Annotated in this window: 19 protein-coding genes; 4 read left to right on the top strand and 15 right to left on the bottom strand. The window is 49.3% G+C overall.

Translation table 11 applies throughout. The features are described from left to right. Window positions 1-62: 62 nt before the first annotated feature. The 6 genes from BFJ94_RS08885 to BFJ94_RS08910 form a co-directional block, all read right to left on the bottom strand. The gene (locus BFJ94_RS08885) at window positions 63-950 is read right to left on the bottom strand and encodes a site-specific tyrosine recombinase (RefSeq protein WP_120462336.1); all 888 of its coding nucleotides are present in this window, start codon (window positions 948-950) and stop codon (window positions 63-65) included. Window positions 951-1,042: 92 nt separating this feature from the next. Further along, window positions 1,043-1,276, bottom strand: a complete 234-nt coding sequence (locus tag BFJ94_RS08890) for a DUF4227 family protein (protein WP_120462337.1) — start codon at window positions 1,274-1,276, stop codon at window positions 1,043-1,045. Window positions 1,277-1,504: 228 nt separating this feature from the next. Beyond that, complete coding sequence (fur, locus tag BFJ94_RS08895) at window positions 1,505-1,987, bottom strand: ferric iron uptake transcriptional regulator (protein WP_120462338.1); 483 nt, start codon at window positions 1,985-1,987, stop codon at window positions 1,505-1,507. A gap of 108 nt (window positions 1,988-2,095) precedes the next feature. After that, window positions 2,096-2,722, bottom strand: a complete 627-nt coding sequence (gene spoIIM / locus BFJ94_RS08900; protein WP_188831524.1) for a stage II sporulation protein M — start codon at window positions 2,720-2,722, stop codon at window positions 2,096-2,098. Between the two features lie 151 nt (window positions 2,723-2,873). Continuing rightward, window positions 2,874-4,097 carry an endonuclease Q family protein gene (locus BFJ94_RS08905; protein ID WP_188831526.1) on the bottom strand — a complete coding sequence of 408 codons (1,224 nt, stop codon included), beginning with the start codon at window positions 4,095-4,097 and terminating at the stop codon, window positions 2,874-2,876. A gap of 60 nt (window positions 4,098-4,157) precedes the next feature. Then, entirely contained in the window at window positions 4,158-4,709 is a 552-nt protein-coding gene (locus BFJ94_RS08910) for an NUDIX domain-containing protein (RefSeq protein WP_120462339.1), read from the bottom strand. Between the two features lie 98 nt (window positions 4,710-4,807). On the opposite strand from BFJ94_RS08910, the gene mciZ reads away from it, so the two are divergent. Together mciZ and BFJ94_RS08920 are read left to right on the top strand one after the other, a co-directional pair. Continuing rightward, window positions 4,808-4,951: a Z-ring formation inhibitor MciZ gene (gene mciZ, locus BFJ94_RS08915; RefSeq protein ID WP_120462340.1), complete on the top strand. Its 144-nt coding sequence runs from the start codon at window positions 4,808-4,810 to the stop codon at window positions 4,949-4,951. Window positions 4,952-4,976: 25 nt separating this feature from the next. Further along, window positions 4,977-5,660 (top strand): tetratricopeptide repeat protein, encoded by a 684-nt coding sequence (locus BFJ94_RS08920; RefSeq protein ID WP_120462341.1) that lies wholly within the window; start codon window positions 4,977-4,979, stop codon window positions 5,658-5,660. Between the two features lie 22 nt (window positions 5,661-5,682). Here BFJ94_RS08920 and BFJ94_RS08925 read toward each other — a convergent pair whose 3' ends face one another. Continuing rightward, on the bottom strand, window positions 5,683-6,807 hold the full coding sequence (locus BFJ94_RS08925; protein WP_120462342.1) for a M20/M25/M40 family metallo-hydrolase: 1,125 nt from the start codon (window positions 6,805-6,807) through the stop codon (window positions 5,683-5,685). Window positions 6,808-6,887: 80 nt separating this feature from the next. Here BFJ94_RS08925 and prli42 point away from each other — a divergent pair, with 80 nt between their 5' ends. Beyond that, the gene (gene prli42, locus BFJ94_RS26060) at window positions 6,888-6,986 is read left to right on the top strand and encodes a stressosome-associated protein Prli42 (RefSeq protein ID WP_120462343.1); all 99 of its coding nucleotides are present in this window, start codon (window positions 6,888-6,890) and stop codon (window positions 6,984-6,986) included. On the opposite strand, the gene lipB is transcribed toward prli42, so the two are convergent. The 5 genes from lipB to lpdA form a co-directional block, all read right to left on the bottom strand. Further along, window positions 6,976-7,668 (bottom strand): lipoyl(octanoyl) transferase LipB, encoded by a 693-nt coding sequence (gene lipB / locus BFJ94_RS08935; protein WP_120462344.1) that lies wholly within the window; start codon window positions 7,666-7,668, stop codon window positions 6,976-6,978. The two genes, prli42 and lipB, sit on opposite strands and share 11 nt — an antisense overlap. 19 nt (window positions 7,669-7,687) lie before the next feature. Further along, window positions 7,688-9,052, bottom strand: coding sequence for a dihydrolipoamide acetyltransferase family protein (locus BFJ94_RS08940; RefSeq protein ID WP_120462345.1), 1,365 nt, complete (start codon window positions 9,050-9,052; stop codon window positions 7,688-7,690). Window positions 9,053-9,108: 56 nt separating this feature from the next. Next, window positions 9,109-10,095: an alpha-ketoacid dehydrogenase subunit beta gene (locus BFJ94_RS08945; RefSeq protein ID WP_120462346.1), complete on the bottom strand. Its 987-nt coding sequence runs from the start codon at window positions 10,093-10,095 to the stop codon at window positions 9,109-9,111. Between the two features lies 1 nt (window position 10,096). Then, window positions 10,097-11,122 carry a thiamine pyrophosphate-dependent dehydrogenase E1 component subunit alpha gene (locus tag BFJ94_RS08950; RefSeq protein WP_120462347.1) on the bottom strand — a complete coding sequence of 342 codons (1,026 nt, stop codon included), beginning with the start codon at window positions 11,120-11,122 and terminating at the stop codon, window positions 10,097-10,099. Window positions 11,123-11,508: 386 nt separating this feature from the next. Beyond that, window positions 11,509-12,927, bottom strand: a complete 1,419-nt coding sequence (gene lpdA / locus BFJ94_RS08955) for a dihydrolipoyl dehydrogenase (protein ID WP_120462348.1) — start codon at window positions 12,925-12,927, stop codon at window positions 11,509-11,511. Between the two features lie 148 nt (window positions 12,928-13,075). Between lpdA and BFJ94_RS08960 the strand changes: the two genes are divergently transcribed. Beyond that, window positions 13,076-13,354, top strand: a complete 279-nt coding sequence (locus BFJ94_RS08960) for a DUF2627 domain-containing protein (protein ID WP_120462349.1) — start codon at window positions 13,076-13,078, stop codon at window positions 13,352-13,354. Between the two features lie 81 nt (window positions 13,355-13,435). Here BFJ94_RS08960 and BFJ94_RS08965 read toward each other — a convergent pair whose 3' ends face one another. From BFJ94_RS08965 to spo0A, 3 genes are all read right to left on the bottom strand, one after another. Next, complete coding sequence (locus BFJ94_RS08965; protein ID WP_120462350.1) at window positions 13,436-13,660, bottom strand: hypothetical protein; 225 nt, start codon at window positions 13,658-13,660, stop codon at window positions 13,436-13,438. Between the two features lie 34 nt (window positions 13,661-13,694). Further along, a complete protein-coding gene (locus BFJ94_RS08970) occupies window positions 13,695-13,985 on the bottom strand; it encodes a MazG nucleotide pyrophosphohydrolase domain-containing protein (RefSeq protein WP_120462351.1) in 291 nt (96 codons plus the stop codon). A 246-nt stretch (window positions 13,986-14,231) separates the two neighbouring features. Then, the gene (gene spo0A, locus BFJ94_RS08975) at window positions 14,232-15,038 is read right to left on the bottom strand and encodes a sporulation transcription factor Spo0A (protein ID WP_120462352.1); all 807 of its coding nucleotides are present in this window, start codon (window positions 15,036-15,038) and stop codon (window positions 14,232-14,234) included. Window positions 15,039-15,234 lie beyond the last annotated feature (196 nt).

Raw genomic sequence — 15,234 nt, forward strand, 5'->3', positions numbered from 1 at the left:
TTGCTGTTCAAGTTTGTGCAAAAAATCTACGTTAGATTGCCGAAATGAATCAGGAAGTGAACTTACGCCCGCGGGTGAAAAGAATCATAAACCGACTTCAAATTCCCGCCAGGTTTGCTCAAATAGAGCTGGATCGTGGATGCGCTCTGATTGCCGAGCATCTCTTGCACAGCGCGCACATCCGCTCCGCCCTGGAGCAGATGGACAGCGAAGGAATGCCGCAGGGTATGCGGCGTTATCGTCTGAGTAATCCCTGCCTCTGCCCCATATTTCTTAATGATCTTCCAGAAGCCCTGGCGACTGAGCGCCTCGCCCTGGCGATTGGGGAATAGCGGCCCCTCAGTATCTGACTTCGCCCAGCGCGGGCGACATTCGCTAAGATAACGCCCTAGCCAGTCTGCCGTTAATGTCCCGAACGGAATAATCCGCTCCTTGCCCCGCTCCCCCGCACAGCGTAGAAAACGCAGCTGCAGGTTGATATCGCCGACATTTAGCGAGATAAGCTCGCTCACTCGAATCCCGGTAGCATACAATAGCTCCAGCATCGCCTTGTCCCTAAGCCCAAGCGGCGTGCCCGGATCAGGTGCATCCAGCAGGGCCTCCGTCTCCGCGATCGTCAAGGTCTGAGGCGGCACCTTGTCCAGTTTTGGAGCTTCGATCATCAGAAACGGATCATGATCCACAATCCGCTCCAGCAGCAAATAGTGCATGAAGGTACGTAGCGTCACAGACACCCTGGCGATCGTCGAAGGCGCTCTGCCCTTATCCTTCAAGGCGGAGAAATAGAGCAGGATTCCTGCCCGGGTAATCTCCTTGAAATCATCGATCCCTTTATTCTGTAAATAGGCTATAAACTGCTGCAAATCTCGATGGTAGGCTTCCTGCGTCCGCTGGCTTAACCCCTTGCGATCCGCCAAATAGGAAATAAAAGAGGCAACTACCTGTTCCAATGTATCGCCCCCTTCCCTTCTCTATAACCATTGTTCAAATTAAATTCCACATTTTCCGTAAAATTACCTTCTTCATGTCCATAAAAACTCCATTATTCACCATACCAGAAAAACAACTTCAGTCTCTGCAGAGGCGTCTCCGGCTCCATCGTATCGATGCCCGTATGAAAAACCTTCACCGCCGATCCTTCAGGAACGCGGTACTTATCCATCGGAAGCAGAGTTACATCGAGAAAGCCAAATACTTTATAAAGGGCATAAGCGAGCATGACGAACACGATAAGATACTTCAGCAGACGCAGACTTCTGCGCAAGGAAATGACCAACCTTCTCCCCTTCCTTCATCACGGAGTTGCGGCCTGCGCTTGTCTTACTGCGCAAACTGCGTTAGTACAAGTATATATACCTGCCTCCAGGTTTATGAGAGCTTTCGTCATCTTCCTTACTATTATTGTACATGCAAAATCACCTAATTAACAGATTTATCAATTACGCAATTCGCTAAAAAAATAAGGCAGAACGGATAATTCCGCTCTACCTTATTGTGAGTTTCTCTAATTATGATTGCCATCTTTCGGTTGATCGCCGTTCTTATTCATCTTGTCCTGGCAACGGTAACAGATGCCCTGGAAATCAAGACGGTGATCGAGTACCGTAAAATTAAATTCCTTCTCCAGACGTTCTTCTAATGGCCCAAGCCAGTCCTCACGTATCTCATCCATCGCGCCGCACTGCACGCAGATCAAATGATGGTGGTGATGCTTGCTTGTATCGGTTCGCAAGTCGTATCTGGCGACACCGTCTCCGAAGTTGATCTTCTCAACGACATGAAGTTCACTAAGTAACTCCAAAGTCCGGTATACGGTAGCCAAACCTATCTCGGGAGCTTTATCTTTAACGAGCATGAACACATCTTCAGCACTAAGATGATCCTCTTCATTCTCGAGCAATACGCGAACCGTGGCTTCCCGCTGGGGCGTCAATTTATAGCCATGGGATTGTAATTGTTGTTTGATTTTCTCGACTTTCACTTCCACGTTCTCCCTCCCCCAAGCATCGCCGACATGAACTAGCTTTAATAATTCGCTTCTTTCATTATAGGGGGAGTTAAAGTACAAAGTCAAACATTTTACTAGAGTGAGAACCTATATCAGCAGCGGGGTCACCCAACTCATAATCTCGGGAGATATCCAAGTCTCAAAGGTGGAAATCGCCAGCAAAATCAACGCCATCGTCAGCGTCAACGAAGTGTAAGAGAGGAATGGCCGAGCCGCATTTCCCGTCCGGTGCAGCAGCACCCTGTTGCGGATAATACCGAGTGAGAAACCGACCGCCGCCACGCTGGCGATCATAAGCGCCGGGATAACCACCAGATTATGCGGTGCCACCGAGACAATCGCGAAAAGCAGCCCCTTCCATGTGAACTGCCCGACCAGACAGCCTACCGTAAATCCGATCAGAACTCCCTTGAGAAAATCGAGAATCAGGATCCCCGGCAGCCCGATTACCGAGAGTCCGAGCAACCAGATCAGCCCGAGCCATTTCAGGTGCAGACTGGCGATCGCCCAGAAGGATAGCGGTTGAAATGCCGCTCCCCCATCATTTACAGATACGAAGAAATCCCCCAGATAGTGGGATAAATCCTGCTGCTGCTCTAATGTCAAGGCATTAACCATCAAGGCGCCAAACACGACTCCCATCAAAAATAACACACTCACGAACACATACAACGGCGTCTGATCCCGTAACGAATGGCGTATCGGTTGCAGCATAGGCATAGGCAGCCCCCTTCTTATCCAGCTTCATTAAGAGTAAGGCTTCAAGCTTATAGGCCTGAATCTCCTGATAATACAAGCTATGAAGAAGTTGGCTGCCTTATGCTTCTTGCTTCGAGTTTCCTGTTGCCGTGCGGGCGGCAAAGCCCTATTCCTTCGCTACTTTACCGTAGATTCCACCACCGCCGGCTTGCAGATGCAGCGTCCCGGCCCGGGCAGCACTGATCTTATCGGCCAGCTCCTCGCCAACCACCTCGGATAACTGTGAGCGCGACACTTTATGCAGAATATTCATCTCCGTGCCGAAAGCCGCTAACAGCTGATTCAGCTTCGCCGGTCCCAGACCCGGGATAAATTCCAGCGGTACCTGATAGTGATATGGCGGGCGACATGCAGGAACGCTCGGTTCCGGACGATCGGCGAGCGACAGAATCCGGTCCAGGACGCCGCGTACAAGCTTGCTGCTACCGCAATATGGGCAGCGTTCCACCGAAGCCTCCGCTTCATCGATAATATAGCTGCAGTTCCCACAGTAAGTCCGGTGATATTTCCCGAGCCGAGGGTTAAGACCATAATTGCCCGCGACTCGCCGACCATTGCGACCGCCTAACGCTTGCTCGAACTCACGGTAAGTCGGCGCCTGCAGAATCAATTCATTGTATTCCCGGCCGATCTTCCCGAGGGAATGTGCATCTGAATTGGTCAGGATCGTATACTGGTCCAGCTCGCTGATCAGCCCGGCCATCTCCGAATCCGCGCTCAAGCCAAGCTCGACCGCACTGATCAAACCGGGATCAAGCACATCGGCCATCCGCGGGGCACAGCTACCATATATACTCCGATGCGGGGTGAAGATATGCGCGGGGATCACGAGGCCACCCCGGGCGTACACTTCTGCTTGTAGCTCACGCGCAGGCACATACACTCGCTGCGAGCTGAGCTGCACATTCTTCATCCTCGGCTGCAGCCATTCTGTGAAGGAGCGCATCGTCTCGAAATACGGGAAGAACACGAGTAAATGCGCTGGCCCCATGCCAGGCTCCCGGATCTCCAGTTCGCTCCCCAGCAGCAGTGTCGTTCCCTGGTAAGCGATGCCTCCGTCTTCCAGCTCCCGCATCTGCCCCTGTTCCAGACTATCTGCAATGTCGGCCTGAACCCCGGGGGAATGGCAATCGATAATACCAACCAGTTGAATGCCCTTGCGCTCGGCAGCCTCTTTAGCGATATTGGCGAAGGTCAGATTACGGCTGCCGCTAATTTTCACCGGGGCACCTTGTTCGGTTCTTCCGATATGAATATGCAAATCCGCAAAATAGGTGGACATACCTGTATTCTCTATATTTTTTTCACTCGTGCTGTTCGTACTCTTCATGCTGTTCATGGTGTGACGATCCTTTGATTGAAGTGTTCCATATCGGCTGCTCATCAGTTATTACTTCCCGGCAACTTGGCTTAGTCTTTGCTGCCAAATATAGAAGGCCACCATCGTCTTGGCATCGGCGATCCGCCCTTCAGCGATATATTGCTGCGCCTCTTCAAAGCTGACCTCATAGACCTCCAGGAACTCATCCTCATCGGGAGACATCTCCCCGCTCGTTAGTTCCTCCGCCAAATACAGATGGATGATCTCGTTCGAGAAGCCGGGCGCGGTATAGAACGAATGCAGATGCGTCATCCGCTCACAACGATAGCCGGTCTCTTCTTCAAGCTCGCGAGCCGCCGCCTCCATCGGGTCCTCGCCCTTCTCCAATTTACCAGCCGGAATTTCCAGCTCACAGCGCCCCATCGCTTGACGGTATTGATCTACCATCAACAGCCGATCCTGATGAAAAGCGAGCACAGCGACAGCCCCGGGATGCTTCACGATCTCCCGTGTCGCCTTGCTTCCATCCGGCAGCTCCACCGTATCCACCTGCAAAGAAATGACCTTGCCCGTAAATACAGGCTCTGTCGAAATCGTGGTCTCTATCAGCTTATTTGTCATTTATAAATCATCCTCTCCTGAGATTCACTATACATAACTTGTCCGTCTCGAACATATGGTGTTATTATACCAAACCTCCCGGAAAAGGAGCAGCGCCTATGAAGAGCTATTTCTCGGAAAAATCGATTCGCGTGCAGGGCAAGGCCTGGCAGGTCCGCATCCTGCTGAATCAATGGCAGAGACAGGCCGATAAATCGGCCAAAGTCACGGATCTGATACAATCCCGAATCAACAAATCATAGTAAAATAATTAACGAGGTGACTAATATGGTACCCCCTGAAGCAACTCATATCCACGATTCAAGCGGTACACCGCAAAATGACGATGATATCGCGTCGCTGCTAAGCCGTCTGGAAGCGGATGGCGACCCCGCCGAGGCTCAGCAGTATAGCTATTTCGAGCGTGCAGAGTGGATCTGTCGTTCCGTATCCGCTGGTATGCTGAATGCAGCTGCCAAGCTGGCTGGGAAGTCGGATGCTGCGCTTCACTGTGCCTTCATCCACAGTCTGTACTGTGAAGGATATGTGGCCTTGGCTGAGCAAAACCTGTCCGAAATCCCCCCTGCCCTGCTTCGTAAACCCAAGCCGCCATATCAAGAAATATCCAGAATCTATGGTGAGATTCTATACGATCAGGCTCGATATGAAGAGGCAGGCTCCTTATTTATAGCCTTAGCCGAGATCTGTCCAACTATGCCCACTGTTCGCTATGCCGCCACTGCCTGCCATCTTCAGGAGAAAATTCAACGACTCAGAAGGCGGATGGAGCTATACCATCCTGACCAGGAAGAGGTACGGAAGATCGAGAAGTATATTCATGGGTTCATGAGCATGATCGAGATCATCGCGATGACCCAATGGCATACGAGTTGGAATGAAGCGCAGAGTCGCAATCTGCCTGAATATCTCAAAACTGATCCACGTACAATAAAACCGCTCGTAAGCCCGTAGGCTGACGAACGGTTTTATACGTTTACTTGATAGTCTGGGCGATGATCTCCAGTGCCATCTCGGCGGTTTTCACAATATCCTCGCTCTTGATCCGCTCGCGTGTCGTATGAATATCTTCATAGCCGACAGCCAGGTTCACGGTCGGAATTCCGAGCCCATTGAAGGTATTGGCATCACTGCCGCCGCCGGACATGAATGTATCTCCTGACAGGCCCAGCTCAACCGCCGCCTTCTGCGCAAGCACGACGACCGGCTCCTGCTCCGATAGACGGAAGGACGGATAGACAATCATGCTATTGAACTCTCCACGGGTATGATAATCCTGACAAGTGGATTCCACCGCTTCTTTCATGCTGGCGATCTGCTGCTCCAGCTTCGTCTGAGAGGTGCTGCGAGCCTCTGCATACAGCTTCACATGATCGGGAACGATATTGGTCTCTCCTCCGCCTTCAAACTTGCCGATATTAGCCGTAGTCTCTTCATCAATCCGTCCCAGCGTCATCCGTGCGATCGCCTTGCCCGCAACTTGGATGGCGCTGATACCATCTTCCGGATTAACCCCAGCATGAGCCGATTTGCCATAGATATCTATAGTAATCAGGGCACGGGAGGGCGAAGCTACACAGATGGTACCCACATCTCCGTTGGAATCGAAGGCGAAGCCGAATTTGGCATCCAGCAAGCTGGCATCAAGTTCTCTGGAGCCTGCCATGCCCATCTCTTCACCTACAGTGATTACAAACTGGATTTGACCATGCGGCAGCTGGTTCTCACGCAGCACCTGGATCACTTCCAGCAATGCAGCCACCCCTGCTTTATCATCAGAGCCTAGGATCGTAGTACCATCGCTGCGGATCCATCCATCTTCTCCAACGATCGGTTTGATTCCGGCTCCTGGAGCTACCGTATCCATATGGCTGGTGAACAGGAATGGCTGCGCATCCGTCTGAACGCTCGGCTTCAAGGTGGCAATCAAATTCCCGGCGCCATGCCCCGTTCTGGACATGGAATCATCCTCAACCACTTCTAGTCCGAGTTCCGTAAATTTATCGATCCAATAATCAGCAATTTGCCGTTCATGCTTCGTCTCACTATCAATTTGTACCAATTCCAGGAAGCTGTGAATCAATCTTTCCTTGTTGATCATTGGACTTTCCTCTCCTTCACGTTTACGCTATTATAGAAGATAACTAACCTGACAAATTTATTGTAAAAAGGAGTTAAGGTATGTCTAAAAAATGGTTAAAAATCGTAGTCTATCTGATGTTATTTGCCATGGTAGGTTCTACAATATTCGCGCTGCTTGAGCCTTTACTCATGCGTTAGCATCTTCCCATATCGTTTCATAGCCAAAGACTTCATTAAAGTAGGGTACGATGTCGCGGGCTACCTGTTCTACGGTGAACGTCTGGCCCGTGACATCCTCCAACGAAGTTACCCCGTACTCTTCAATACCACAAGGAATAATCCCGCTGAACCCTTCATTCTGAATGCCTGATTTAATATTAAAAGCAAATCTATGACTCGTTACAAAGCCACGGGCATGACGGCATTTATTAAATTTGACGCCGATCGCGGTAATCTTGACATCCCCGACCCATACACCGGTGTATTCCGGTTTCCTAGAGCCTTCAACGCCGAACTTGGCCAGATAATTGATAATGACCTGCTCCAAATTGCGTAAATAGCCGTGCAAATCAAGGCCATGCTCCCCATTAAGCAGCAGCAGCGGATATCCGACCAACTGTCCTGGTCCGTGATATGTAATATCTCCGCCACGGTCGATCTGGAATATGGAGATTCCTTGCTCTTTAAGCTGCTCCGGACTAAGCAATAGATGCTCTGGATGCTGTTGGGAACCAATCGTATAAGTCGGCGGATGCTGAAGCAGCAGCAGATGCTCCTGCTGCTGTCCGTCGCTGATCGCTTTTACTAATTCCTTCTGTTTATCCCAAGCTTCACCATAATCTATCATAGGAGTATAGCTGACTAATAATGATCTGTTCATGATGATTTCCCCCAAAGAATCAATAAACTTGCGTATCCAACGTATAACCTTCCAAGTTATCCTTCACTCGCTGCATAAACCGTCCACAGATAACACCGTCCAAAATCCGGTGATCCAGGGAAAGACAGAGGTTAGCCATCGAGCGTACTGCTATCATATCATTAATCACGACAGGCCGCTTCACAATCGATTCAAAGGTCAGGATTGCCGCTTGCGGATAATTGATGATCGGCTGGGTCAGAATCGAACCGAAGGAACCTGTATTATTGACGGTAAAGGTTCCGCCCTGCATATCATCCAGCTTCAGCTTGCCCGCGCGCACCTTGGAAGCCAGATCTTCTATCGATCGAGCAAGGCCAGCGATGCTCTTCTGATCGGCATTCTTGATGACTGGAGTCAGGACAGAATCCTCAGTGCCTACCGCGAGGGACAGATTGATGTCGCGCTTGACGATAATTTTGTCAACCGCCCACACGGAGTTCATGATCGGGTAATCCTTGATCGCTCCGACCACTGCTTTAAGAACGAAGGCCAGATAAGTCAGATTGATGCCTTCTTTTTGCTTGAATTCATTCTTAAGCTTATTGCGCAGCTGAACGAGATTGGTCACATCGACCTCAATCATCATCCAGCCATGAGGAATCTCCGACACACTTTGACGCATCCGGGTGGCAATCGTATTGCGAATCGGCGTTACATCGATGAAGTATTCAGAACGTCCGCCCTCGACTTCAATCGTCGGAATCCGCGGAGTCTCGGTTAAGTGTAAGCCGGAATGGCGCACTGGCTCTGAAGACGGTACAGTCGGGATCACGCCTGGCGTGACGATCGCTTGAACCGGAGCTACCTGTGGCTGCGTATTAAGCGGCGGCGTTTGAACAGCCGCTGGGGCAGCAGATGCCGAGTTGGCGGAGTCTTGGTTCTCAATATATCGCAGGACATCCTTGCGTGTCACTCTGCCCCCAAGCCCCGTGCCGGTCACAGACTGCAGATGAATGCCATGTTCAGCCGCCAGCGTCTGAACCGCTGGTGAGTATCTGGCTCGTAAGGAATCATCGCCATGAACTTCAGTATCCGGGGTCTCGGCAGATAACACTGCGCAGGCTTCATTTACCGGAGCAGTAGCGGCTTGTTCTGTTTCGATCCGGCAAATGACCGTACCTACGGCGATTTCCTCCCCTTCCTGAACCAGCAATTCTCCCATAATACCATCCAGCGTCGACGGTATCTCCGCATTTACTTTATCAGTAATGACTTCGCAAATCGGCTCATACTGCTCGACAGGATCGCCTGGCTTCTTGAGCCATTTGCCCACGGTAGCTGATACGAGCGATTCCGCTAATTGCGGCATGACGACATCATTTAATGTTCTATTGGATAACATGCTCTCACTCCCATTTAGAGTTGTTCAAAAAGATCCACTTCTGAACAGTTGCACTTTTAATATAGTGCTAATTGAAGCATGGCTTCTTTTAACTTGTCTTTGTTCAGCATGAAGAACTTCTCCATCGGCGGACTGATCGGCATCGCCGGAACATCCGGCCCGCATAGCCGCTGGATTGGAGCATCGAGATCATATAAGCATTCCTCTGCGATGATCGCCGATACCTCAGCCCCGATCCCACCGGTTTTATTATCTTCATGAACTATCAGCACTTTTCCTGTCTTCCTGACCGCAGCAATGATCGCCCCGCGATCGAGCGGCTGGAGTGTGCGCAAGTCCAGAATATGCGAAGTAACGCCTTGCTCGGCCTCTAATTCCTCGGCGGCTTGCATCGCGAAATGAAGTGGCAGACTATAGCTAATCACCGTAATATCCTCACCTTCGCGGAGGAGATTGGCTTTACCGAGCGGAACCGTGTAATCCTCCTCTGGAACATCGCCTTTAATGAGCTTGTAGCATTTCTTATTCTCGAAGAACAGCACCGGATCAGGATCACGGATCGCAGCCTTAAGCAGCCCCTTCGCATCATAAGCAGAATAAGGAGCCACGATCTTCAACCCCGGCGTTCCGAAGAAGATCGATTCCGGACATTGCGAATGATACAGACCGCCGAAGATCCCGCCACCAATTGGCGCTCGTACGACCAGCGGACAGCTCCAATCATTGTTGGAGCGATAGCGGATTTTGGCCGCTTCACTAATAATCTGGTTTGTGGCTGGCAGCATGAAATCGGAATACTGCATCTCAGCGATCGGCCTCATGCCGTACATCGCGGCCCCAATCGCCACCCCAGCGATTGCCGACTCCGCAAGCGGCGTATCAATGACCCGTTCCTCGCCGAATTGCTCCTGCAAGCCTTTAGTTGTGGTGAACACGCCGCCCTTAACGCCAACGTCCTCACCTAATACGAACACCCGCTCATCGCGCTCCATCTCTTCCTTCATCGCAAGGCGAAGTGCGTCTACATATTCCATTACCGGCATATCATTGTCCCTCCCCATCATTCGCGTATACATGCAATAACGTATCTTCCGGGTTCGGGAACGGATCGTGCTCGGCTTCTTCAATCGCAATCTTAAGCTGCTGCTTAATCTCCTCCAGCAGAGCCGCTTCCTGCTCCTCGCTCCATAGGCCGCATTCCATTAGATAAGCCTTCATTCTTGGGATGCCGTCCTTCTTCCAATTCTCATCGACCTCTTCTTTGGTACGATAAGCCAGATCGTTATCCGAAGTCGAGTGTGGAGATAGTCTGTACATCATCGCTTCAATCAAGGTCGGTCCTTCACCGCGAACCGCACGCTCACGCGCTTCCTTTACAACGCGGTATACTTCAAGAGGATCATTACCATCCACGCGAACTCCCGGGAATCCATAGCCTAAGGCGCGATCGCATACCTTGCCGCCGAGCTGCTTCTTAATCGGAACCGAAATGGCATATTGATTATTCTCACACAGGAAAATAACCGGCAGTTTCTGCACGCCGGCAAAATTAAGCCCTTCATGGAAATCCCCCTGGTTACTGGAGCCTTCACCAAAGGTTACGTAAGAGACGATATCCTTCTTCTGCATCTTAGCGGACAACGCCACGCCTACTGCATGTGGAACTTGCGTTGTCACCGGGCTGGAGCCCGTCACGATCCGTAGCCGTTTACAACCAAAATGCCCGGGCATTTGGCGCCCGCCGCTGTTCGGATCACCCGCCTTGGCGAAGGCCGACAGCATTAATTCCTTCAGAGTCATTCCAACGGATAGCACGAACCCATAATCCCGATAATAAGGGAGAAAATAGTCGCGCTGCCGATCAAGCGCAAATGCCGCAGCAATCTGCGTGCATTCCTGACCGATGCCGGAAACGTGAAAATTGATCTTACCTGCCCGCTGTAGCAATAAGCAGCGTTCATCGAATTTGCGAGCGAGCACCATATATTTGTACATGTCGACTACTTCGGTTTCTGATAATCCGAGCTGCTCATGTTTTAGCTTCGTTTGCATTGAACTTTTTGCGTTCATGGAGTTACCTCCCTAATTAGGTTCCCATATCTTCAGTTCTTCTGTTCTTATGTTGTCTAATCTTAACACCTGGTACTAAGACTTGGGTTAACCTTATTATAAACCTTTTGCTTACAAAAAGAAAATATCGCTATTGTGCAGACTGATGGGTATCGCTATTCGAGCAAATAAAGGGCTAAATAGCGGATTTTCATCCAAATAGCGATATGATGTTTCGTTAGATTTGAATTGATGCTGATTTTGCGGAAATAACGATATAGTGTTTCGTTAGAGTTCGGAAGTCTTGCCAGTGCGCTTGCAACAGCTTGATTTCTGCAAGGATTCCCAATAACAGGTAAGCTTGAGCGAAAAAGCCTAATATATTGGACAAATTTGATCATTTTCCATCAAAAGTTAATATTCTGTCCGTCCACAGCCAACGCCGCTTCCCCGATAATTTCCGACAGCGAAGGGTGAGCGATGACCGCCTGGCCCAATTCCCAAGGGGTAGCATCAAGCAATGTAGCCAGAGCAGCTTGGTTAATCAGCTCTGTAACTTGATTGCCGATCATCTGCACGCCAAGAATGTCGTTGCTCTGCGCATCGGTCACTATTTTTACGAAGCCTTCCTTCTCACCATGTACCAACGCTTTGCCGATAACAGAGAATGGCGCTTTGCCGATCTTGACCTGATGTCCTTTGGCTCTGGCATCCTTCTCTGTTAAACCAACCGAAGCCACCTCCGGACGGCTATATACACAGCGTGGTACCTGGTTCTCGTCATAATGGGCCACTTCGTCCGCGATATGATGGGCAGCGACCAATCCCTCATGGCTGGCCGCATGAGCCAGCTGTAGTCCGCCAATACAATCGCCAATCGCGTAAATATGCGGTTCCGTTGTCTGCATATGCTCATTTACTCGAATAAAGCCATGATCCAGCGCGATATCTGTATTTTCCAAACCGATATTCTCCACATTAGCCTGTCTGCCGATCGAGATCAGCAGCTTATCGCCACTCAGTTCAATCGTCCGATCGCCTTGCAGAGCCGAAATATGTACTTGGCCCTCCGAGACAGAGTAGGTATCCGATAATACCTTCACCCCCGTCAGCACAGTAATTCCACGTTTCTGCAATTGCTTCTGCAGCTCGCGAGCGACCTCTTCATCCTCAGCTGGCAACAGTTGATCCGCAGCTTCCACAACCGTTATTTCCACTCCAAAATCATGAAGTAGAGAGGCCCATTCAACACCGATCACGCCTCCGCCGACAATAATCATAGATTTCGGCAGTTCCTCCAGCAGGAGTGCTTCATCACTGCTCAGAAGATACTGCCCGTCAGGAGTTAGTCCAGGCAAGATGCGCGGACGCGACCCAGTAGCAATGATCAGGTTAGCTGGAACAACAGTTTCCATCTCGCCGTCGCTTAATTCAACCGCTACAGCACCGCTCTTTGGAGAGAAAATCGATGGCCCGATCACACGCCCTTTACCTTGGATGACGGTGATTTTATTTTTTTTCATCAAATATTGAACGCCCTTATGCAATTGCTCCACAATCGCTTGCTTTCTCTCCTGCACCTTCGGGAATACGAGGGTCAAGCCGCTCGTCTCTATACCATAGCTCGCGCTCTCCTTCATTTGTGCATACAGCTCCGCACTTCGCAGTAGCGCCTTGCTCGGAATACAACCGCGGTGAAGACATGTCCCGCCCAGCTTGTCCTGCTCAATAATTACGACTTCCTTGCCGAGTTGAGCAGCACGAATCGCGGCAATATAACCGCCTGTACCTCCACCAAGCACAGCTACATCGCATGTAATCGCCATAAATCCATCTCCACCATTTCTATTTCAAATAATTGCTTTTACTATTAAAATTTCTATCTTTATTTTACCTTGTTTTTGAATGATTACAAAGGTATGATGATAATAATTCCAATTCATTACTTTTCGCGAAAGGAAAGGGATACATACTATGAAGCTTATGATTTCCCGCTTTATTGCGATTATCCTTCTCGTCATCCCCGGCATCGCAGCTGTGACCGGTTTCTTGAAAGTCAAGGACGCCGTCTTCCACTATTATTCCCAGCACGGTAATAGCGCGCTAGTGCAGCCTTCCTTCGAATGGCTCAATTTCATAGTAGGCATCCTGTTATTCGCAGCAGGTATGAGCTTCCTAGCGGGCTGGATCTATTTTCGCGACCGTAAACGGGGCTATGGCAAACGTAACAAGCAGAGAACCGTCAGTGAATAGATGCTCAATCACAAAAGACCCTTTCCCCGCCTTTAGATCATACAACGTGGAAAGAGTCTTTTTCTATTGTTAGTTAATTGCTCATTCATATAGTGCATCCTTCAACTTACTAGACATCCGCGGACTACTCTTGGCTGAGATCCGGAGAATTGTTTTCTTTAAGCGGATATTTTCCTCTTCTAGACTTTGCAATTGTTCGATCAGTTCTCCGACCCATTCCCTACGGCTGTCCGCCTCATCCATCTGCCCCAGCAATTCTTTATATTTTTCGAGCTTTAAATTTACGTCCTTGGTGTCTTCCAGCATTCTTCGTCCTCTCCAATCACGTTAGATACTACCACTACACCCATGTCCGCTTCTCATTAATCTTCATCTTCTGCTTAAAAGCCTGTTCCAGATCAATGTCCAGCTTATTAGCCAAATCGAATATATTCCACACGACATCATACATCTCGAAACCGAGATTCTCTTTCTTTGTTGCAGCAGGATCAAAGGAAACCGCTAATACTTCCTTCGACAACTCGCCGACCTCAGTCATCAAATAGAGCATTCTCTGTTCAATACTGCTCGTATCGAAGCCCTTCTCCTTACTGTAATCTCTAACATATTGCTGAAACTGTGCTGTATTCATTCCATGATCCCTACCTTTTATTGAAAACAGTGGTACATAAGTACATGACACAGTATAGACCGGAGGGGTCAAATTGGCAAATTAGTTTTGATGTATACTGGCTGAGTTGCAATCAAAAATGAGTGGCAGAAAACGCCACTCATTTACAAATTATGGTACAATCAAACAAGCAATAGAATAGGCTTATATGGGCGGTCGGCTAGCCTCTCGGAAGGGAGGTGACGCCTACCTCTATTTCTTATCCTTTCACGACACCTTATGCTCAATTCTCAGCTTATCTGCCACCATCGCGATGAATTCGCTATTGGTAGGTTTGGACTTGCTAATATTGACGGTATAGCCGAACAGGTGGCTAATGGAGTCGAGGTTGCCACGCGTCCAGGCGACTTCGATCGCATGGCGGATAGCACGTTCAACGCGGGAAGGCGTTGTTTTGAATTTCTCGGCGATCGCCGGATACAAGGTCTTAGTGATGGAGCCAAGAATCTCAATATTGTTGTAGACCATGGTGATGGCTTCCCGCAGATATTGATATCCCTTAATATGTGCTGGCACACCGATTTCATGTATGATACTTGTTATATTCGCGTCCAGATTTTTACCTTTGCCAATCGGCACAACGTTCGACTTGCTAAAGGATGAAGATTGCGCAGTTCCCGAGGTTACAGTCGTTACGCCCACCAGTTGACGAATCCGATTGACGAGAACCTCCATATCGAATGGCTTAAGGATATAGTACGATGCACCAAGCTGTACTGCACGTTGCGTAATGTTCTCCTGACCAAAAGCGGTCAGCATAATAATTTGGGGCTGCGGATTTAAATTCATTTCGCGTAACCTTTCCAATACGCCCAGACCGTCCAGATGCGGCATGATAATATCCAGAATCAATACATCTGGAATTTTAGAAGCGTTGTCGATCATCTCCAGCACTTCTTCGCCATTATAAGCAATTCCCGAGACGATCATATCGTCCTGCTCCGAGATATACTCAGCGAGCAAATTCGTAAATTCCCGATTATCATCCGCCAACAACACTTCAATTTTCTGCACTGACGACGTCCTCCTTAAGAAACTCGAATAAATTTTACTATTCTCCCTTTCCAGAATAAGGATTCGACACGCAAAAGTAAATTCCTTCTGTCGAAAATTTTTTTTCTTTAATTTTTTATTGGTTTAAGCTATAATTAATTGTTTACTTACACATTACGTGTTGTTTCATTTTAATTCGACAATCACTAACAAAAAT

Source organism: Paenibacillus aceti (assembly GCF_003614185.1).
Lineage (GTDB): Bacteria > Bacillota > Bacilli > Paenibacillales > Paenibacillaceae > Fontibacillus > Fontibacillus aceti.

Excerpts from the sequence above, each read along its gene's own strand:
- spoIIM (WP_188831524.1), bottom strand. The coding sequence starts at position 2,722 with ATGCTGCAACCGATACGCCATTCGTTACGGGATCAGACGCCGTTGTAT.
- BFJ94_RS08905 (WP_188831526.1), bottom strand. The coding sequence starts at position 4,097 with ATGAAGAGTACGAACAGCACGAGTGAAAAAAATATAGAGAATACAGGT.
- BFJ94_RS08910 (WP_120462339.1), bottom strand. The coding sequence starts at position 4,709 with ATGACAAATAAGCTGATAGAGACCACGATTTCGACAGAGCCTGTATTT.
- mciZ (WP_120462340.1), top strand. The coding sequence starts at position 4,808 with ATGAAGAGCTATTTCTCGGAAAAATCGATTCGCGTGCAGGGCAAGGCC.
- BFJ94_RS08920 (WP_120462341.1), top strand. The coding sequence starts at position 4,977 with ATGGTACCCCCTGAAGCAACTCATATCCACGATTCAAGCGGTACACCG.
- BFJ94_RS08925 (WP_120462342.1), bottom strand. The coding sequence starts at position 6,807 with ATGATCAACAAGGAAAGATTGATTCACAGCTTCCTGGAATTGGTACAA.
- prli42 (WP_120462343.1), top strand. The coding sequence starts at position 6,888 with ATGTCTAAAAAATGGTTAAAAATCGTAGTCTATCTGATGTTATTTGCC.
- lipB (WP_120462344.1), bottom strand. The coding sequence starts at position 7,668 with ATGAACAGATCATTATTAGTCAGCTATACTCCTATGATAGATTATGGT.
- BFJ94_RS08940 (WP_120462345.1), bottom strand. The coding sequence starts at position 9,052 with ATGTTATCCAATAGAACATTAAATGATGTCGTCATGCCGCAATTAGCG.
- BFJ94_RS08945 (WP_120462346.1), bottom strand. The coding sequence starts at position 10,095 with ATGCCGGTAATGGAATATGTAGACGCACTTCGCCTTGCGATGAAGGAA.
- BFJ94_RS08950 (WP_120462347.1), bottom strand. The coding sequence starts at position 11,122 with ATGAACGCAAAAAGTTCAATGCAAACGAAGCTAAAACATGAGCAGCTC.
- lpdA (WP_120462348.1), bottom strand. The coding sequence starts at position 12,927 with ATGGCGATTACATGCGATGTAGCTGTGCTTGGTGGAGGTACAGGCGGT.
- BFJ94_RS08960 (WP_120462349.1), top strand. The coding sequence starts at position 13,076 with ATGAAGCTTATGATTTCCCGCTTTATTGCGATTATCCTTCTCGTCATC.
- BFJ94_RS08965 (WP_120462350.1), bottom strand. The coding sequence starts at position 13,660 with ATGCTGGAAGACACCAAGGACGTAAATTTAAAGCTCGAAAAATATAAA.
- BFJ94_RS08970 (WP_120462351.1), bottom strand. The coding sequence starts at position 13,985 with ATGAATACAGCACAGTTTCAGCAATATGTTAGAGATTACAGTAAGGAG.